Annotated in this window: 17 protein-coding genes, 1 tRNA gene and 2 pseudogenes; 11 read left to right on the top strand and 9 right to left on the bottom strand. The window is 67.7% G+C overall.

Features of this window, described 5'->3' with window-relative positions; translation table 11 throughout:
* From Q0379_RS00425 to arfB, 5 genes and pseudogenes are all read left to right on the top strand, one after another.
* Window positions 1-414: pseudogene (locus Q0379_RS00425) on the top strand (replication-associated recombination protein A); the annotation flags it as partial.
* Window positions 415-434: 20 nt separating this feature from the next.
* A complete protein-coding gene (locus Q0379_RS00420; protein WP_299002931.1) occupies window positions 435-1,268 on the top strand; it encodes a hypothetical protein in 834 nt (277 codons plus the stop codon).
* A gap of 29 nt (window positions 1,269-1,297) precedes the next feature.
* Window positions 1,298-1,372, top strand: a tRNA-Thr gene (locus tag Q0379_RS00415).
* Between the two features lie 22 nt (window positions 1,373-1,394).
* On the top strand, window positions 1,395-1,856 hold the full coding sequence (locus Q0379_RS00410) for a YaiI/YqxD family protein (protein ID WP_299002928.1): 462 nt from the start codon (window positions 1,395-1,397) through the stop codon (window positions 1,854-1,856).
* Window positions 1,853-2,275, top strand: a complete 423-nt coding sequence (arfB, locus tag Q0379_RS00405; protein ID WP_299002925.1) for an alternative ribosome rescue aminoacyl-tRNA hydrolase ArfB — start codon at window positions 1,853-1,855, stop codon at window positions 2,273-2,275. The genes Q0379_RS00410 and arfB overlap by 4 nt, the downstream gene beginning before the upstream one ends.
* Before the next feature lie 214 nt (window positions 2,276-2,489).
* On the opposite strand, the gene Q0379_RS00400 is transcribed toward arfB, so the two are convergent.
* The 3 genes from Q0379_RS00400 to Q0379_RS00390 all read right to left on the bottom strand — a co-directional run bounded on the left by Q0379_RS00400 (window position 2,490) and on the right by Q0379_RS00390 (window position 3,956).
* The gene (locus Q0379_RS00400; protein WP_299002923.1) at window positions 2,490-3,017 is read right to left on the bottom strand and encodes a MarR family transcriptional regulator; all 528 of its coding nucleotides are present in this window, start codon (window positions 3,015-3,017) and stop codon (window positions 2,490-2,492) included.
* Between the two features lie 162 nt (window positions 3,018-3,179).
* Window positions 3,180-3,395 (bottom strand): hypothetical protein, encoded by a 216-nt coding sequence (locus Q0379_RS00395; protein WP_299002920.1) that lies wholly within the window; start codon window positions 3,393-3,395, stop codon window positions 3,180-3,182.
* 54 nt (window positions 3,396-3,449) lie between these two features.
* Window positions 3,450-3,956: a GcrA family cell cycle regulator gene (locus Q0379_RS00390; RefSeq protein WP_299002917.1), complete on the bottom strand. Its 507-nt coding sequence runs from the start codon at window positions 3,954-3,956 to the stop codon at window positions 3,450-3,452.
* A gap of 270 nt (window positions 3,957-4,226) precedes the next feature.
* Between Q0379_RS00390 and Q0379_RS00385 the strand changes: the two genes are divergently transcribed.
* Both Q0379_RS00385 and Q0379_RS00380 read left to right on the top strand, forming a co-directional pair.
* Window positions 4,227-4,739, top strand: a complete 513-nt coding sequence (locus Q0379_RS00385; protein WP_299002914.1) for a cytochrome c family protein — start codon at window positions 4,227-4,229, stop codon at window positions 4,737-4,739.
* Window position 4,740: 1 nt separating this feature from the next.
* Window positions 4,741-5,118 carry a nuclear transport factor 2 family protein gene (locus Q0379_RS00380; RefSeq protein WP_299002911.1) on the top strand — a complete coding sequence of 126 codons (378 nt, stop codon included), beginning with the start codon at window positions 4,741-4,743 and terminating at the stop codon, window positions 5,116-5,118.
* Between the two features lie 43 nt (window positions 5,119-5,161).
* Here Q0379_RS00380 and Q0379_RS00375 read toward each other — a convergent pair whose 3' ends face one another.
* From Q0379_RS00375 to Q0379_RS00360, 4 genes are all read right to left on the bottom strand, one after another.
* On the bottom strand, window positions 5,162-8,302 hold the full coding sequence (locus Q0379_RS00375) for an efflux RND transporter permease subunit (protein ID WP_299002910.1): 3,141 nt from the start codon (window positions 8,300-8,302) through the stop codon (window positions 5,162-5,164).
* A complete protein-coding gene (locus Q0379_RS00370; protein ID WP_299002909.1) occupies window positions 8,302-9,447 on the bottom strand; it encodes an efflux RND transporter periplasmic adaptor subunit in 1,146 nt (381 codons plus the stop codon). Before Q0379_RS00370 ends, Q0379_RS00375 begins: the two co-directional genes overlap by 1 nt.
* A 115-nt stretch (window positions 9,448-9,562) precedes the next feature.
* Window positions 9,563-10,252, bottom strand: coding sequence for a hypothetical protein (locus tag Q0379_RS00365; RefSeq protein ID WP_299002934.1), 690 nt, complete (start codon window positions 10,250-10,252; stop codon window positions 9,563-9,565).
* A gap of 110 nt (window positions 10,253-10,362) precedes the next feature.
* Entirely contained in the window at window positions 10,363-11,136 is a 774-nt protein-coding gene (locus Q0379_RS00360) for a class II aldolase/adducin family protein (protein ID WP_066685124.1), read from the bottom strand.
* A gap of 149 nt (window positions 11,137-11,285) precedes the next feature.
* Here Q0379_RS00360 and Q0379_RS00355 point away from each other — a divergent pair, with 149 nt between their 5' ends.
* Genes Q0379_RS00355 through Q0379_RS00345 form a run of 3 tightly spaced genes read left to right on the top strand, consistent with a single transcriptional unit; the run spans window position 11,286 to window position 13,899 of the window.
* The gene (locus tag Q0379_RS00355; RefSeq protein ID WP_299002903.1) at window positions 11,286-11,948 is read left to right on the top strand and encodes a DUF969 domain-containing protein; all 663 of its coding nucleotides are present in this window, start codon (window positions 11,286-11,288) and stop codon (window positions 11,946-11,948) included.
* Entirely contained in the window at window positions 11,945-12,907 is a 963-nt protein-coding gene (locus tag Q0379_RS00350; RefSeq protein WP_299002898.1) for a DUF979 domain-containing protein, read from the top strand. Before Q0379_RS00355 ends, Q0379_RS00350 begins: the two co-directional genes overlap by 4 nt.
* Window positions 12,904-13,899, top strand: a complete 996-nt coding sequence (locus Q0379_RS00345) for a DUF2891 domain-containing protein (protein WP_299002895.1) — start codon at window positions 12,904-12,906, stop codon at window positions 13,897-13,899. Before Q0379_RS00350 ends, Q0379_RS00345 begins: the two co-directional genes overlap by 4 nt.
* Window positions 13,900-14,285: 386 nt before the next feature.
* Here the strand turns inward: Q0379_RS00345 and smpB are convergent, their stop codons facing one another.
* The gene (gene smpB / locus Q0379_RS00340; RefSeq protein ID WP_299002893.1) at window positions 14,286-14,744 is read right to left on the bottom strand and encodes an SsrA-binding protein SmpB; all 459 of its coding nucleotides are present in this window, start codon (window positions 14,742-14,744) and stop codon (window positions 14,286-14,288) included.
* A 2-nt stretch (window positions 14,745-14,746) separates the two neighbouring features.
* On the bottom strand, window positions 14,747-15,628 hold the full coding sequence (gene dapA, locus Q0379_RS00335) for a 4-hydroxy-tetrahydrodipicolinate synthase (protein ID WP_299002890.1): 882 nt from the start codon (window positions 15,626-15,628) through the stop codon (window positions 14,747-14,749).
* A 286-nt stretch (window positions 15,629-15,914) separates the two neighbouring features.
* On the opposite strand from dapA, the pseudogene Q0379_RS00330 reads away from it, so the two are divergent.
* Window positions 15,915-16,608: pseudogene (locus tag Q0379_RS00330) on the top strand (lytic transglycosylase domain-containing protein); the annotation flags it as partial.

Genomic DNA, 16,608 nt, shown 5'->3' with positions numbered 1-16,608 from the left:
GATCCGCAGGCGGTGGTTCAGTGCCTGGCCGCGAAGGACGCCTATGAGTTTCTGGGCAGCCCGGAAGGCGAGCTGGCCATCGTGCAGGCCTGTCTCTATTGCGCGACCGCGCCCAAATCCAACGCCGCCTATATGGCGATGAAAACCGCCTTCCGCACGGCCCGCGACACCGGATCGCTGACGCCGCCCGCCAATATATTGAACGCGCCGACAAAGCTGATGAAGCAGGTGGGCTATGGCAAGGGCTATCATTATGATCATGACGCGGCGGACGGATTTTCAGGCGACAATTACTGGCCCGAAGAGATGACGCCGCAGACATTCTATGCGCCCAGCGAGCGGGGGTTCGAGGCGCGAATCGCCGAACGCATCGCCCATTGGAACAGGTTGCGGGCGGAACGCGGCCCGGCGTGAGGCCGTATTTCGAACGGTTCGTGGCCATCGACTGGTCCGGCGCCAAGGGCACGCGGCACCGGGGTATCGCCATCGGCCTGTGCGAGGCGGGGACGCAGGCGCCCCGGCTGGTCACGGCGCCCGGCGGCATCTGGTCACGCCGGGCGGTCGCCGACTGGCTGGCGCAAACGGCGGCGCAGGACCCCACCCTGTTCGGTTTCGATTTCAGCTTTGCCCCGCCCTTCGTGGCGCGGGGAAGCTATCTGCCCGGCGAAGCCGTGCCGCAGGACGGGCCGGGCTTCTGGGCCTATGTCGATGCGATCTGCGACGATGATGACCTGGGCGCGGCGAGTCTGCTGGAGCGGCACCATCGCCGCCATTTCTATTTCGGCAAGGCAGACGGGGCAAAGGCCGCCTATATGCACAATCGCGCGTGCGAGGTGCATTATAATGCCGGGGGCGGCGGCAAGCCGTCGACCGTCTATGACGCGATCGGCGCGGCACAGGTGGCCAAAGCGAGCTTTGCGGGAATGCGCCTGTTGCACCATCTACGCCCGGCCGTGCCGATATGGCCGTTCGATCCGCTGCCCGGCGACGGGTCGCTGATCGTCGAAATCTATACCAGCATCGCGGCGCGGGCGGGCGGGCGGCCCAAGGGGCGGAGCAAGATGCGCGACCTTGCCACGCTGAACGCCGCGCTGATGGCACTGGATTGCGCGCCTCATGACGGTGCGATGCCCGACGACCATGGCGCCGACGCATTAGTGACGGCCGCCTGGATGCGCCGCGCGAGCACCGACACCCGGCTGTGGAGCCCCGCCGCCATGAGCGATGAGATTGCCCGAACTGAGGGCTGGACCTTCGGCATCTTCTGATAGTAAGGGCGTCCAGCCCGAAACGGGGCGCCGGCTTAGCACAGCGGTAGTGCAGCGGTTTTGTAAACCGAAGGTCGGGGGTTCGATCCCCTCAGCCGGCACCACTCTCTTTCCTCGGGTCGCGCGATGGCCGCCACGCTCTTCATCGACGCCGACGCCTGCCCCGTGAAGGACGAGGCCTACAAGGTCGCCGCCCGCCACGGCTTCAAGACCTTCGTGGTGTCCAACAGCTGGATCCGCGTGCCGGCCACGCCGATCATCGAGCAGATCGTGGTCGACGCGGGCCCGGACGTGGCCGACGACTGGATCGCCGAGCGCGTGGGGCCCGGCGACGTGGTGGTGACCAACGACATTCCGCTGGCCGATCGCGTGCTGAAGGCCGGCGGCGCGGCCGTGGCGCCGAACGGACGGGTGTTCACACCCGACATGATCGGCTCGGCCCTGGCCTCACGGTCGATCGGCGAGCACCTGCGCTCGATGGGCGAGGTCACCAAGGGCCCCGCCGCCTTCGCCAACGCCGACCGCTCGCGGTTCCTGCAGGCGCTGGACCAGTTGGTCGTGAAAGCCAAGCGCGCGGTCCCGAGATGATCGAGATCACCTCCTGGCTGCGGATCGACGAGGATGAGCTGGTCTGGAAGGCCACACGCGCCTCGGGCCCCGGCGGCCAGCACGTCAACAAGACCTCGACGGCGCTGGAGCTGCGCTTCGACGTTAGGAACTCCCCGTCCCTGCCCGAGGACGTCAAGGCGCGCTTGGAAAAGCTGGCTGGCAGCCGCCTGACCCAGGACGGCGTGCTGATCCTGTTCGCCCAGGGCTCGCGCTCTCAGGAGATGAACCGCCAGGACGCCCAGGCGCGTCTCGTCGACCTGATCCGCCGCGCCACCGAAAAGCCCAAGCCGCGCAAGGCGACCAAGCCGACCTATTCCAGCAAGCTCAAGCGGCTGGAGACCAAGGCCAAGCGCGGGACGGTGAAGTCTGGGCGCGGCCGCGTCCGGTTCGACGACTAGGGTCCTTCGACATTCAGCGCTACGCCTGAACCCTTCAACTCGCCTTCCTGGGCCCTGTGCCCAGGACCCATGCGAGCGGCCGGCTGTGGCCTCGGGACGAGTCTAGGCTGCACGGCCAAATACGCAGGCCGCTTCAATAGCTGCGGAACAATGGGTCCTGGGCCCAGGGCCCAGGAAGGCAGGAATTGTTCGCTGTTTTGAAAGTCGACCTGCCCTAAACAGCCTCCAACGGAGCCGGCGCGCTGAACGCCAGGACGGCGTCCTTCCAGTCCGGTTCGGCGATCAGGCCGCCCAGCATCTTCTGCAAGGCGCGCGTCATGGCCGCCTGCTCCTCGGGCGTGAGGTTGGCGCAGACATCCTGGTTCAAGGGGCGGATCTCGGCGCGGATCTTCGCGAGCAAGGTGCGACCGGCGTCGGTCAGGCCGATGACCACGATGCGGCGGTCGGCCGGCGAGGCTTCGCGGCGGACGAGGCCATCGGCGATCAGGCTGTCGATCGATCGGGTCAGCGTCGTGCGGTCCGTGGCCGACAGCTTGGCCAGGCGCGTCATCGACAGGTCGCCGAACCGGCGCAGCGAGATCATCGCCACCCATTTCGGGAAACTCAGCCCATGGCGCGACAGCAGGTCCGCGGCCATCGCGCGACGATGCTGCTCGGTCTGGTAGAGCAGATAACTCAAATAGCTCGGCAGCGGCAGAGCGTGGTCTTCTACCACCCCCGCGCGCTCTTCCCCCTCACGCATAGTCGTTTTGCTCCCCCGCAAAGCGGCGCTCTGTCTGTCACAAGGTTAACGCCCACGCAATCAGCGCGGCCGCAACGGAAACGAAAAACCCCGCGAAAGGCTTCGCGGGGTCAATTCGTTCAATTTAAGCGGGAAATGAACCGCTAGACACGGGCTGTCGGCTCAGGCGTTCACCGCCGCGCGGTTACGATTGCGGCCGCGGGTCAACCAGTCGTCGGGATAGGTCTCCCGCACGGTGATCGACTTGAACTGGGTGACCGGGATCTCGGCGTGGTCACCGGGATTGAGGTCGCGCGACACCGAGTGACCGGCGAACTCCTCGATGATGGTGATCACTTGGCTGCTGCCGGCGACGTTCTCGATCAGGACCATGTTCATGGGGGTGTCTCGGCGATCGTGCTCAAGAGGAATGGGAAGCGGAAGAGGATCGGTTCAGCCCAGGATGGGCTGGACGCGCTTGTCGTTGACGCCCTTCAGGGCCCAGGCTTCGAGGGCTTCGTTCGAGCCGACCCGGCGGAAGGCGCCCTGGCTGTGCTGCTCGCAGTACGAGCCGCGAGCGCTGACCTTGGGACGACCGCAGAAGCCGAAGTCCTCGCTGTCGGGGTGGCCGATCGGCCAGCGGCACGAGTGGGCGCCCAGGCCCAGGATGCCGGAGGTCGGCAGCAGATCCTCCTCGACCCGCTCGAACGCAGCGGCCGGACGGGCGACAGAGGTCGCTTCGCGGACGGGGCGTTGGCGGGAGGCCATGCGCGACGGAACGCGGATGGACGAAGCGCGCTGTCGAACTGGCGTCTCGCGGACGGTGATGCCCAGGCGGTGCACCTTGCCGATCACCGCGCTGCGGCTGACGCCGCCCAGTTGCCGCGCGACCTGGCTCGCGCTGAGACCCTCCAGCCACAGCTTCTTGAGGGTCGCTGTGCGTTCTTCGCTCCAGTCCATGATCTTGTTTTCCAGCCCTGCCCGGAGCCAGCCCGCTCCGTGGAGAAAGGGGTAAGATTTATGGTTAACGAGCGTCAAATGGTTATGTGCGAACCCACGGTTTGCGATTTCACTTTTCGCTTAGAGAATCACATAGATATCGCCAATTGTCGCAGGCTTGACTGTTAGGGACCCTTGTTAGGTGACAAGGCCGGGGCCCAGATTTTATAAGGTTTTGGAATGCGTCGCGGCGTCGCAGAGCCCGCGACGAAACGTCAGTCGGAAACCCTCATGCGCACGCTGAAACTGACCGCCTTCGCCCTCCTCGCCGCCTCGCTCGTCGCCTGCTCGAAGGATGGCGGCAGCTCCTCGGAGGCGCCGGCGGACGCCCCGGCTTCGGCCCCCGCCGCGGCTCCGGCCGCCCCGACCGACGCCGATAAGGCCGCGGCCCTGGCCGCCCTGCCGCCCCCCTACAACACCGGCGACCTCGCCAACGGCCAGAGCAAGTTCGCCCTCTGCCGCTCGTGCCACACGATCACGCAGGGCGGTCCGGACATGACCGGCCCGAACCTCTACGGGGTTTTCGGCCGCAAGGCGGGTTCCAAGCCCGGCTACAGCTATTCCGACGCCGTGAAGGCCGCCGGCTTCATCTGGGACGCCGAGCATCTGGACAAGTGGTTGGCCGACCCGCGCGGCTTCATGCCGGGCACCAAGATGACCTTCGCGGGCCTGAAGAACCCGCAGGACCGGGTGGACCTGATCGCCTACCTGAAGGTCGAGACGGGCTACAAACCGGCGCCGTGACGTGAAACCGGCTCCGCCCGACATCGAGGCGCGGGTCGAGCGCCTCTACGACACCAACCAGCGGCGCGATTTCACGGCTTTTCGCGCCCTGGTGCATCCGCGTCTGGAATGGCCGGACCTCACGCGCGGCGGAACGCTGGACAGCCCCGAGGCTGTCCGCGACTACTGGGCCTATAACGATCGCGCGCTGCGGATCGAGATGACGCCGGTCAAGGTGGAGCTGGACGACGAAGGCCGCGTCGTGGTGCTGGCCAATCAGGTCGTCTGGAACCTGACGGGCAAGCTCTGGTCGGACCTGATGGTCCGCCATCGCTACACCCTGCGCGACGGCCTGTTCTGGCGCATGGAAGTCCTCGAGATCGATCGGTCCAAACCCTGACGCCGGTGGAGCGCGTCGGTCGCCCCGACGCGCTCTATTGGCCTTACGCCGGCGTGACGTCGCCCTCGGCGCTCTTCTCCCGAGCCTCGTATTCCTCGATCTGACGGGCCGTCCACTCCGGCGACTTCGTGAAGCGCGCCAGGAGGTCGTAGAAGATCGGCACGATGAACAGCGTCAGCAGGGTGGCGAAGATCGCGCCGGTGAAGATCACCGCCCCGATCGTCTGACGGCTGCCCGCCCCCGCCCCGGCCCACAGCATCAGCGGCAAGGCCCCCATGGCCGCCGAGATCGAGGTCATGATGATCGGGCGCAGGCGCAGGGCCGCCGCCTCGATCACCGCCTCGCGCACGGTCAGGCCCTCGTCGCGCAGCTGGTTGGCGAACTCGACGATCAGGATACCGTTCTTGGTGGCGATGCCGATCAGGATGATCAGGCCGATCTGGCTGTAGGTGTTGATGGTCGAGCCCATGATCAGCAGGCCAAACAACCCGCCCAGCGCCGCCAGCGGCACGGTCAGCATGATCACGGCCGGGTGGATCCAGCTTTCGAACTGGGCCGCCAGCACCAGGAACACCAGCAGCAGCGCCAGGCCGAAGGCGACGGCGATGCCCCCCGAGCCTTCCAGGTAGTCCTTGGCCTGGCCGCCCCACTTGATGCTGACGCCGGGCACGGGCCGTTCGTCGGCCTGGGCCTGGAAGAAGCTCACCGCGTCCTCGACCGTGTAGCCGGGGTTCAGCTGGGTCGTCAGGGTCACCGACCGCAGGCGGTCGACGCGCGGACGGTCGGGCGTGTCGCCCCGCAGCTCCGTCGAGACGACCGTCGACAGCGGCACCAGCGCGCCCGAATTGGCCCGCACGTTCAGGCGGTTCAGATCCTCGATGCTGCGACGCTGGTCCAGGTTGGTCTGCAGGATGACGTCGTATTCCTGGCCGTTCTTGATGTAGGTCGTGGCCTTGCGCGACCCGAACATCGTCTCCAGCGACCGGCCGATCGCCTGGGCCGAGACACCCAGGCTGGCGGCCTTGTCGAGGTCGATCTGCACCGACAGGCGCGGCGCGGTCGGCTCGTAGTCGAGACGCGGACGGGCCATGCCCGGATTGTCCTGGGCCGCGGCCAGGATCGGCTTCAGCCACTCGGCCAGTTGGACGTAGTCGTTGCCGACGGCGATCAGGTCGACATTGGTGCCGCCGCCGCCGCCACCGCCGCCCCGCTGGAACGGCCCGCGCACGCTGGCCACGGCCCGCACGCTGGTGATCTTGCCGAGATCCTTGTTCAGCTCGGCCGCCACCTCGTCGGCCGTCTTCTTCCGCTCGCCCCACGGCCGCATCACGACGACGCCGTTGCCGCTGTTGAACGAATTGCCGCCAAAGCGCGGGATGGTCAGGATCGTCCGCTCCGAGACGCCCTCGGCCCGGTACTTGTCGATGATCTTCTCGACCTTCAGGCCGATCGCCGCGGTGTAGTCATACCCCGCCCCTTCCGGGCCCGCGATCGACACGTCGACCCGGCCGCGGTCCTCGGGCGGCACCAGCTCCTTGGGCAAGGCCGTGAACAGCAGGGCCGCGAAGCCCGCCAGCACCACGACCAGCACGCCGGCCAGGGCCGCCGACCAGCCGCCGAGGATGCCCTCGAGCGAAGCGCGGTAGGAGTTCTTCAGCGCGTCCATCGCCCGGTCGACGCGCCGCGCCAGCCAGCCTTCGCCATGGGCGGGCCGCAGCAGCTTGGAGGCCATCATCGGCGACAGCGACAGCGCCAGCAGCGCCGAAAAGGCCACGGCGGCGGCGATGGCCACCGCCAGCTCGACGAACAGCCGGCCGATATAGCCGGGCAGGAACATCAGCGGCGCGAACACCGAGACCAGCACGATGGTGGTGGCGACGACCGCGAAGAACACCTGGCGCGTGCCGCGTTCGGCGGCGACCAGGGCCGGCTCGCCCTCGTCCACCCGGCGCTGGATGTTCTCGACCACCACGATCGCGTCGTCGACGACGAGACCAACGGCCAGCACCAGGGCCAGCAGCGTCAGCAGGTTCAGCGAGAAGCCCAGCGGGGCCAGGATGATGAAGGTCGAGAGGATGCAGATCGGCGCGACGATCGACGGGATCAGCGCCGAGCGCCAGCTGCCCAGGAACACCAGGTTGACCAGCACAACGAGGCCGATCGACAGGCCCATGGTGATCCAGACCTCATGGATGGCCTCGGCGGTGAAGACCGAGTTGTCCACCGCGACCACCATCTTGGTGCCCGGCGGCAAGGTCTGGTTGATCACCTCGACCTCCTTGCGGACGGCCTTGGAGATGGCGACGTCGTTGGCCTGCGACTGGCGGGTCAGGCCGATGCCGACCTGGTCGATCCCATTGCCGCGGAACATGCGGCGCCGCTCGTCGGGCCCCTCCTCGATCCGCGCCACGTCGCCAAGGCGCAGCACATAGCCGCTGGAATTGGCGGCGCGCAGCGGCAGGCGCGCGAAGTCCTCGGGCTTGGCGTAGGCGCGGGCCACCCGGATCGTGAAGTCCTTGGCGGCGCTTTCCAGCGAGCCCGCGGGCAGCTCAAGGTTCTGGGCGTTCAGCGCGCTTTCGACATCGTCCACGGTGACGCCGCGGGCGGCCATCTCGTTGGCGTCCAGCCAGATGCGCATGGCGTAGATCTTGGCGCCGAACAGGTTGGCCTGGGCCACGCCGTCGATCGTCGACATCCGCTCGACCAGATAGCGGTCGGCATAGTCGGCCAGTTGCAGCGGATCGAGCGTGGTCGAGGTCAGGTTCAGGATGATGATCGGCGAGGAGTCGGCGTTGGCCTTGGCGATCTGCGGCGGATCGGCCTGATCGGGCAGATTGCTGGTCACCCGGCTGACGGCGTCGCGCACGTCGTTGGCGGCCGCGTCGAGGTCGCGGTCGAGGTTGAAGGTGATGGTGATCTGCGAGCGGCCGTCGCGCGACGAGCTGTTGACGCGGTCGATGCCCTGGATGCCCGCCACCTGGCGCTCGATCACCTGGGTGATGCGCTCTTCGATGACTTCGGCCGAAGCCCCGCGATAGGTGGTCGAGACCGACACCACGGGCGGATCGACGCTTGGCAGCTCGCGGATCGGCAGCGACGTGTAGGCCGCCAGGCCGATGACGCAGAGGATGATCGCCGCGACGGCGGCGAAAACGGGACGACGGACGGAAAGATCGGAAAGCATCAGCCGGCCTTGCGGTCAGCGCCGCCCTGCTCTCCGCCCTTTTGGCCAGCCTTCTTGTCGCCGCCGTTCTGGCCCGGCTTCTTGCCGCCGCCGATGGCCGCGCCGTCCTGGATGCGGTTGAGGCCATCGCCCACGATCTCGTCGCCCGGCTTCAGGCCCGCGCGGATCTCGACGAAGCCGTCCTGAATGATGCCCGTATCGACGTCCGTGCGTCGGGCGATCATGCCCTTGTCGCCCTTGGCGATGCGATAGACCGAGGCCTGGGTTCCCTCGAACTGGACGGCGGCTTCGGGCACGGCCACGGCCGTGCGCACGCCTTGGTCGATCGCGACCTTGACCAACATGCCCGGCAGCAGGCGACCGTTGGCGTTCGGGAACTCGGCGCGAGCCTTGATGGCGCGCGTGGCGGGATCGATGCGGGTGTCGATCTGAGCGATGCGGCCCTGGAACACCTCGCCCGGCAAAGCGTCAGGGCGCGCAACGATCGGCAGGCCGACGCGCAGGGTGGGCAGGTAGCGGTCCGGCACCGAGAAATCGACACGGATCACCGAGACGTCATCCAGGCTGACGATCGCGGTGCCCGGGCTGATCAGGGCGCCCGGCGCGATATCCGAAATGCCGACCCGGCCCGAGAAGGGCGCACGGATAACGCGGTCTAGCTTCTGGGCCTGGGCGGAGCCGACCACCGCCCTCGCCGTCTCCAGCGACGCCAGATACTGTTCGGCCGTGGCGCGGGGGGCGATCCCCTTGTCCGCCAGCGTCTTCCAGCGTTGGTAGTTGCGTTCGGCCTGCGCGAGGTTGGCTCGAGCCTCGGCGATGCCCGCGTTTTCCTGGTCGGCCTTCAGCTCGACCAGCACCTGACCACGCGACACGGCCTGGCCGTCCGTGAAGTGGACGGCGGTGATCAGTTCGGTGGTGTTCGACGTGATCGTGACCGACTGACGGCCCTTGGCGGCGCCCAGCACTTCGATGCGATCCGTGAACGGACGCTGGCCCACCACCGTCTGGGTCACGCTGGTCGCGCGAGCGCCGCCGCCCGCGCCCTGCTTTTCCTTTCCGCCCAAGGCGAGCTTCAGCCCACCGACGACCAGCATCAGAACGACGGCGACCAGGGCCACGACGAGGAAGAAGTGCCTGCGGATCAACGAACGGCTCCGGGCGCCGCGAACGGCGAAGTTGTAAGTGCGGCGAGATATGACCGCAGCCTAAAGCGGCGTCCAGTGACAGGCGGATGACTGAGTGTTGCAGTCCTGAAACAAGCTATAAGCGACGCCACAAGGCCAGCACGACGCCGCGATCACGAGCGACCTCGCGTCCGGCGACCGTGTCACGCCATCCGGCCTGGACGCTCCAGTCGCCGAACGTCCGCACGACAGAGACTTCGCTCTTCACCCAGCGGGCGTTGATTTGGTCGCGATCGGCCTGCCCCGCATAGGTCTGGGCCAAGAGCAGCCAGGACCTGGCGGGCCTGAAACCAAGCGTCGTATCGAGCCGTGTCTCGTCGGCGAGACCCTGACGCTTCAGGCGCGCGGCTTCCAGATCGACGAAGACCTCGCGCCCTCGCCAGGTCGCGGAACGGCCGTAGAGCACCCGCGCTTCGAGATCCAAGCTGCCTTTTCCCGGCGCGGCGTAGCCGGCGTTGCGTCCGACCCCCGCCTCGCCGGCGCCCAGATAAACGGCAAGCGACGACCGGTCATCGCGCCGCGCGGTCCAGCGAAGACCGGCTTCCACCGGCCCTCGCCCCGAATAGGCCGCCCATCGGTCGTGGCCGCGAGTCGCGCCAACCTTGGCTTGCAACGTGAGACGCGATGTCAGGCCGCGCTCGAAGAACACGGACAGTATTTCATCGCGGCGAGGCGCGATCGGCGCGAGGTTGGCGGTCGGATCATAGCCCTGGTCCGCGGTCGTGCGCTCGTACTTGGCGATCACCTGAGCGCGACCGGGCTCGATCGGCCACGCGCCGGCCAGCGCCGTCCCGCCCTCCAGACACGAAAAAGCCGCCGCGCCCCACAGGATCGCGACGGCTTTCGAAGTCTTGGAAGAAGCCTTTGAAGATGGGCTTACTCCGCGTAGCCCGGCAGCTCGCGATCCAGCTTTCGCAGGCAGCCCGGCCAAGCCAGGCCGCCGATCATACCCATGCCCATGCCGGTCTGGCGACGCACTTCCTCCTGGGCCGCGTCGGGCGCCAGCAGGACGTTGTCGCGTCCGATCGACAGAGCCATCACCTGCTGCGCGCACGCTCGCTCCAGGAAGAACATCCCCAACCAGCACTCGGCCGCCGTGCCGCCCACGGACAAGGTGCCGTGGTTTCGCAGCATCATCAGCTTCTTGTCGCCCAGGTCGGCCACCAGCCGCTCTCGCTCGTCCAAGTTGAGAGCAATGCCTTCATAGTCGTGATAGGCGAGCTGAGGCAAGACGATCAACGCGTGTTGCGTCAGAGGCAGCAGGCCTTCGCGATGCGCCGACACCGCCACGCCCTGATCCGAGTGCAAATGCATCACGTAGTGGGCGTCTTCCCGCGCGGCGTGCACGGCCGAGTGGATCGTGAAGCCCGCCGGGTTGATGTAGTACGGCGTCTTGTCGATGACGTTTCCATCGAGATCGACCTTCACCAGGCTCGAGGCGGTGATCTCGCCGAAGAACATGCCGTACGGATTGATCAGGAAGTGATGCTCGGGGCCCGGAATGCGGGCCGAGATATGGGTGAAGATCATGTCGTCCCACCCGTGCAGGGCGACCAGACGGTAGAGCGCCGCCAGGTCCACGCGCGCCTGCCACTCGGCGTCGCTGACCTTGCCCTTCAGGGATGTAATCGGCAGTGAGCCGTCGGCCATGGGAGCCTCCCGTAAGTTATCATTGTTGACTTGAGCGTCGCGCCAGGGCGTCGAGGCGTCAAGCACTACCTGGCCCGTTCCGCTTTGCGGGCTTGCCAAGCAAGCTGCGGCGTCGGACGGTCGCCGCGGATTTGGGGGAGTCGCGGGGGATGCTGACCCTTCTGGGCGTCGCGGTGATCGTGCTGGGCTTCGCCCTGCGCTTCAATCCGCTGCTGGTCGTGGTCGCCGCCGCCATGACCTCGGGGCTGGCCGCCGGCCTCACGCCGGTCGAGGTGCTGGCCGCGTTCGGCAAGGCCTTCAACACCAACCGCTATGTCAGCGTCGCCTGGCTGGTCCTGCCCGCGATCGGCGTGCTGGAGCGCGCCGGGCTGCGGGAGCAGGCGCGGCGAACGATCCAGAGCCTGCGCGCGGCGACCGCCGGGCGGATCCTGCTGGCCTATCTGGCCCTGCGCCAGGTCGCGGCCGCTCTGGGCCTGACCCAGGTCGCCGGCCAGGCCCAGACCGTCCGCCCGCTTTTGGCGCCGATGGCTGAGGCGGCGGCCGAGCCGCTGTCCGAGGACGACCGCCAGCGGGTGCGGGCCATGAGCGCGGCGACCGACAATGTTGGCCTGTTCTTCGGCGAGGACATCTTCCTGGCGATCGGCTCGATCCTGCTGATCGTCGGCTTTCTGGACCAGAGCGGGATCACGGTCGAGCCGCTGGCGCTGTCGGTCTGGGCGATCCCGACGGCGATCGCGGCCTTCCTGGTTCACGGCGCCCGCCTGCTGCTGTTCGATCGGACGCTGAAGCCCCGGGCGGAGGACGCCGCGTGATCGGCCTCCCCCTCGTCTATCTGCTCGCGGGCCTGATGTTCGCCGCCTTCTCGGCCTTGAGCCTTGCGGATCGCGAGAACAGGAAGCGTTTCGGCAACGCCGCGTTCTGGGGACTGTTCGCTTTGAGCTTCCTGGCCGGCGATCGCCTTGGCGACCTGGGCAACGGGGTCCTGGTGCTGGCCCTGGCGCTGATCGCGGGGACAGGACAGCTCGGCGTCGGCGCGCCCTCGACCACCTCGCAAGGCGAGCGCGAGACCCTGGCCGCTCGATATGGCGCGCGCCTGTTCATCCCGGCCCTGGCCATTCCCGTGTTCGTGCTGGCGGGCTCCCTGGCGTTCAAGCGTCTAACGCTGCACGGGACCCCGCTGGTCGATCCCAAGCAGGCGACCCTGATCGCCCTGGCCCTGGCCGCTCTGGTCGCGGCCGTGCTGGCCCAGATCCTGTTCCGTCAGCCTCCCCCCTCGGCCGTGCAGGAAGGCCGGCGGCTGATGGATCTGGTCGGCTGGGCCGCCCTGCTGCCGCAGATGCTGGCGGCGCTGGGCGCGGTGTTCGCCCTGGCGGGTGTCGGCAAGGCCATCGGCGAGATCGCGGTGATGATCACCCCCGGCGACAGCCGGTTCGCGGCGGTCGCGGCCTACTGCCTGGGCATGGCCGCCTTCACCGTCATGATGGGCAACGCCTTCGCCGCCTTTCCGGTGATGACCGCCGGCATCGCCCTCCCCCTGGTGATCGGCCGGTTCGGCGGCGACCCGGCCGTGGTCTGCGCCATCGGCATGCTGTCGGGCTTCTGCGGCACGCTGCTGACGCCGCTGGCGGCCAATTTCAATCTTGTGCCGGCCGCCCTGCTGCAGTTGAAGGACCGCTACGCCGTGATCCGCGCCCAGGCGCCGACGGCCGTCCTGATGCTGATCGTCAATGTGATCCTGATGAACGCCCTCGCCTTCCACGCCCGCCCATGAGTCTGGCCCGCTCCACGGCCTCGCGCTTCGCCAAGATCGCGCTGGGGCACCTGACCCGCGAATATCCGAACAAGCTGGACCACGTCATGGGCGGGGCGGAGGACGTCCGCTCCCCGCGCGACCTGCACCCGATCTTCTTCGGCAGCTTCGACTGGCATTCGTGCGTGCACGGATACTGGCTGCTGGCCACCCTGCTGCGCCTGCGTCCCGAGATGCCCGAGGCCGAAACGATCGTCGCGCTGTTCGACGACGCGTTCACCGCCGAAAAGGTCGCCGGCGAGCTGGCCTATCTGGACCGTCCGGAAAGCCGAGGCTTCGAGCGCCCGTATGGCTGGGCCTGGAGCCTGATGCTGCAGGCCGAGCTGCTGCGTCACGACAGGCCGTGGGCAAGGCTCCACGCGCCGCTGGCCAGCGCCTTCGCCCGTCGCCTGGGGGACTTCCTGCCGCGCGCGGACTATCCAATCCGGTCGGGCGCACACCACAACACCGCCTTCGCGCTGGTGCTGGCCAGCGAGTACGCCGATATGGCCGGCGATCCCGCCCTGCGCCAGCTGCTCCAGACCCGCGCCCTGGTCTGGTACGGTCAGGACGCCGCTTGCCAGGCCTGGGAGCCGTCCGGCGATGATTTCCTCTCTCCCGCCCTGATCGAAGCCGAGGCCATGCGCCGGCTGCTGCCGCGCGAGAGCTTCGATCTGTGGTTTCCCCGCTTCCTGCCGGACCTCGCCGACAAGCAGCCGGCCACGCTGTTCACGCCCGCGCGGGTCAGCGACCGCACCGACGGCAAGATCGCCCATCTCGACGGCCTGAACCTGTCGCGCGCCTGGTGTTGGCGCACGCTGGCCAGCGCCATGTCGGAGTCCGACCCCGCGAAGACTCACGCGATCAGCGCCGCCTTGAATCATCTGGCGGCGGCGATACCGCATGTCTCCGGCGATTACATGGGCGAGCACTGGCTCGCTACTTTCGCGCTTCTGGCGCTGGAGAACGGGTAGTCGACCGGCGAAGTAAAGCTCTTCAACCGACCGCCGGGCAGAATCTTTTCCTCCGGAATTCGCCCAAGCATAAAGGGCGCGAAACAACTTTGAATAACGACGTTATTCAAAGTTGCGCTGCGAACAATTGTCGCGCCCGCGTATTCGGCGTCATTGCTCGAGCGCAACACACGTTAACACTGAATCATGGACTGATTCGTCACGCCAAAGAGGCGTGTGGGGGAGCGGATTTCAGATGGCCCAACCGCGTACCGACGTCCGAGCCGACGTCCGCCGATATCTCGTCGCCAGCGCCGCCGGCTTTTGCCTGGGCGTGACCTTGGGCTTCCTGATGATGTTCGGCCTGGGCTGAGCGAGACCCACCCCAGCAGAACGCGCCTGATTTCTCAGTCGCCGCGATCGCCTTTCATCAGGCGCGCCTTGTCGCGCTGCCAGTCGCGCTCGGCGGCGGTGTCGCGCTTGTCGTGCAGCTTCTTGCCCTTGGCGAGACCAACTTCCAGCTTCGCCAGCCCCTTGTCGTTCCAATAGAGCTTGATCGGGATCAGCGTGCGCCCTTCCCGCTGCACCGCGCCGATCAGCTTGTCGATCTGGCGGCGATGCAGCAGCAGCTTCCGATGCCGACGCGGCTCGTGGTTGAAGCGGTTGGCGTGGCCGTAGGGCGGGATGTCGGCGTTGATCAGCACGATCTCGCGCCCTTCGACCGAGGCGTAGGACTCGGCGATGTTCGCCCGCCCGGTCCGCAGGCTCTTCACCTCGGTGCCGGTCAGCATGATGCCCGCTTCGAACGTCTCCTCGATGAAGTAATCGAAGCGCGCGCGCCGATTTTCCGCGATCGGCTTGACCATGTTTAGAGACCAGCCTCGCGCATGGCGTCCAGGATCGTCGGACGCACAGCCTCGGCGCAGGGCGTGATCGGCAGGCGGACGTCTTCCGCGCACAGACCCAGGTGCGACAGGGCGAACTTGGTCGGGGCCGGCGACGAATCCAGGAACAGGGCCTTGTGCAGGCGCACCAGCCGATCCTGCCAGTAGAGGCCCGTCTCCCACTGCCCTTGCAGGCAGGCGTTCATGAAGGCCGAGCAGGCGTCCGGCGCGACGTTCGAGGTCACCGAGATCACGCCGTGGCCGCCATGGGCCATGTAGCCCAGGGCCGTCGGATCATCGCCCGAAAGCATCACCCAGTCCTCGCCGCACATCAGGCGCTGCATGCTGATGCGGGTCAGGTCGCCGGTCGCGTCCTTGATGCCGACGATGTTGGGCAGCTTGGACAGGCGCGCCAGGGTCTCGTTGGAGATGTCGACGCCCGTGCGACCGGGCACGTTGTAGACGAAGATCGGCAGCTGGACGGCGTCGTTGATCGCCTCGTAGTGGCGGTAGAGGCCTTCCTGGCTCGGACGATTGTAGTACGGGGTCACGACCAGGCAGGCGTCGGCGCCGATGGCCTTGGCGTGGCGCGCCAGCTCGATGGCTTCGTCGGTCGAGTTGCTGCCGGCGCCGGCGATCACCGGCACGCGGCCGGCGGCGGTCTTCACGCACAGCTCGACGACGCGACGGTGCTCCTCGTGCGACAGGGTCGAGGTCTCGCCGGTGGTGCCGACGGGCACCAGGCCATGGACGCCGCCCGCGATCTGGCGCTCGACCAGCGCCACGAAGGCTTTCTCGTCGACCTCCCCGTCCTTGAACGGCGTGACGAGGGCCGGAATGACGCCCTTGAACGGGGAATGGACCATGACTTGCAAATTGCCGTGAGGATGGCGCCGCGTCGGTTGCGGCAGGACGAAGGAGGCGGACAATATGTCCCTGCCCCGCCGTCCCGCAACCGGGCGCGTCGAGGCTGGAGCGGTTTGATCGGACGAGGCCTTCGGGTCAAGTCCCGCCAACCCTCCTTTAAACATAATCCGGCCTGATCTTGTTGCGGGCGCGGACTTGTGATTCGAGGACGGCCCTTCCGTCGGCGCGTATCCGGCTGATGGATGGATCGAAGGCCCTGGTCCGGGCCGGGTTGAGGAGTGCGTTTTGGCTTCAGTTCTGCGCCGCATCATGCTCGGGGGAGCCTGCATCATCGCCCTGTGCGGCGTCGCCGACGCCCAGACGGCCGCGCCCGACCTGGTCAGCTCGTCGATCAGCGCCGGCGCCGCCTCGATTTCCGACATCGACGCCGCCACGCTGCGCACGGCGCTTTCCGCGGCCAAGCGGGGCGACGTGTCCGGCGCGCGGGCCGCCATGGCCAGTCTCAGCGATCCGATCGCCCGTAAGATCGCGCTGTGGGCGCTGGTCGACAGCAACGCCGAGGCGCTGGGCTTCTACGATCTTGATTCCGCCCGCCGCGAGTTGGCCGGCTGGCCGCGCGGCGCGCGGCGCGACGCCGCCACCGAGCGCGCGCTAGCGACCTCCGGCCTCGACCCGGCCCGCATCGTCGCCTGGTTCGGCGGCGCCCAGCCCGCGACGGCGGAAGGCGTCATGACCCTGGCCAGCAGCCTGCAGGCGATCGGCCGCCAGCAGGAGGCGACGGACCTGATCCGCCGCACCTTCCGCGACAAGGTGTTCGAGGCCGACGTCCAGCGCGCCATGATCGCCCGCTTCGGCGCCATGCTGACGCCCGACGACTATGTCCGTCGCGCCGACATCCTGCTTTACGGCCAGCAAGGCCCGGCCGCGCGCGACATCGTCGCCATGCTGTCGGAGACGCAGCAGGCCGCCGCCCGCACGC

Origin of the sequence: uncultured Caulobacter sp. (genome assembly GCF_937900395.1) — a bacterium.
Lineage (GTDB): Bacteria > Pseudomonadota > Alphaproteobacteria > Caulobacterales > Caulobacteraceae > Caulobacter.
The sequence above is the reverse complement of the archived record's forward strand: the minus strand, read 5'-3'. Positions and strand labels throughout refer to the sequence as shown.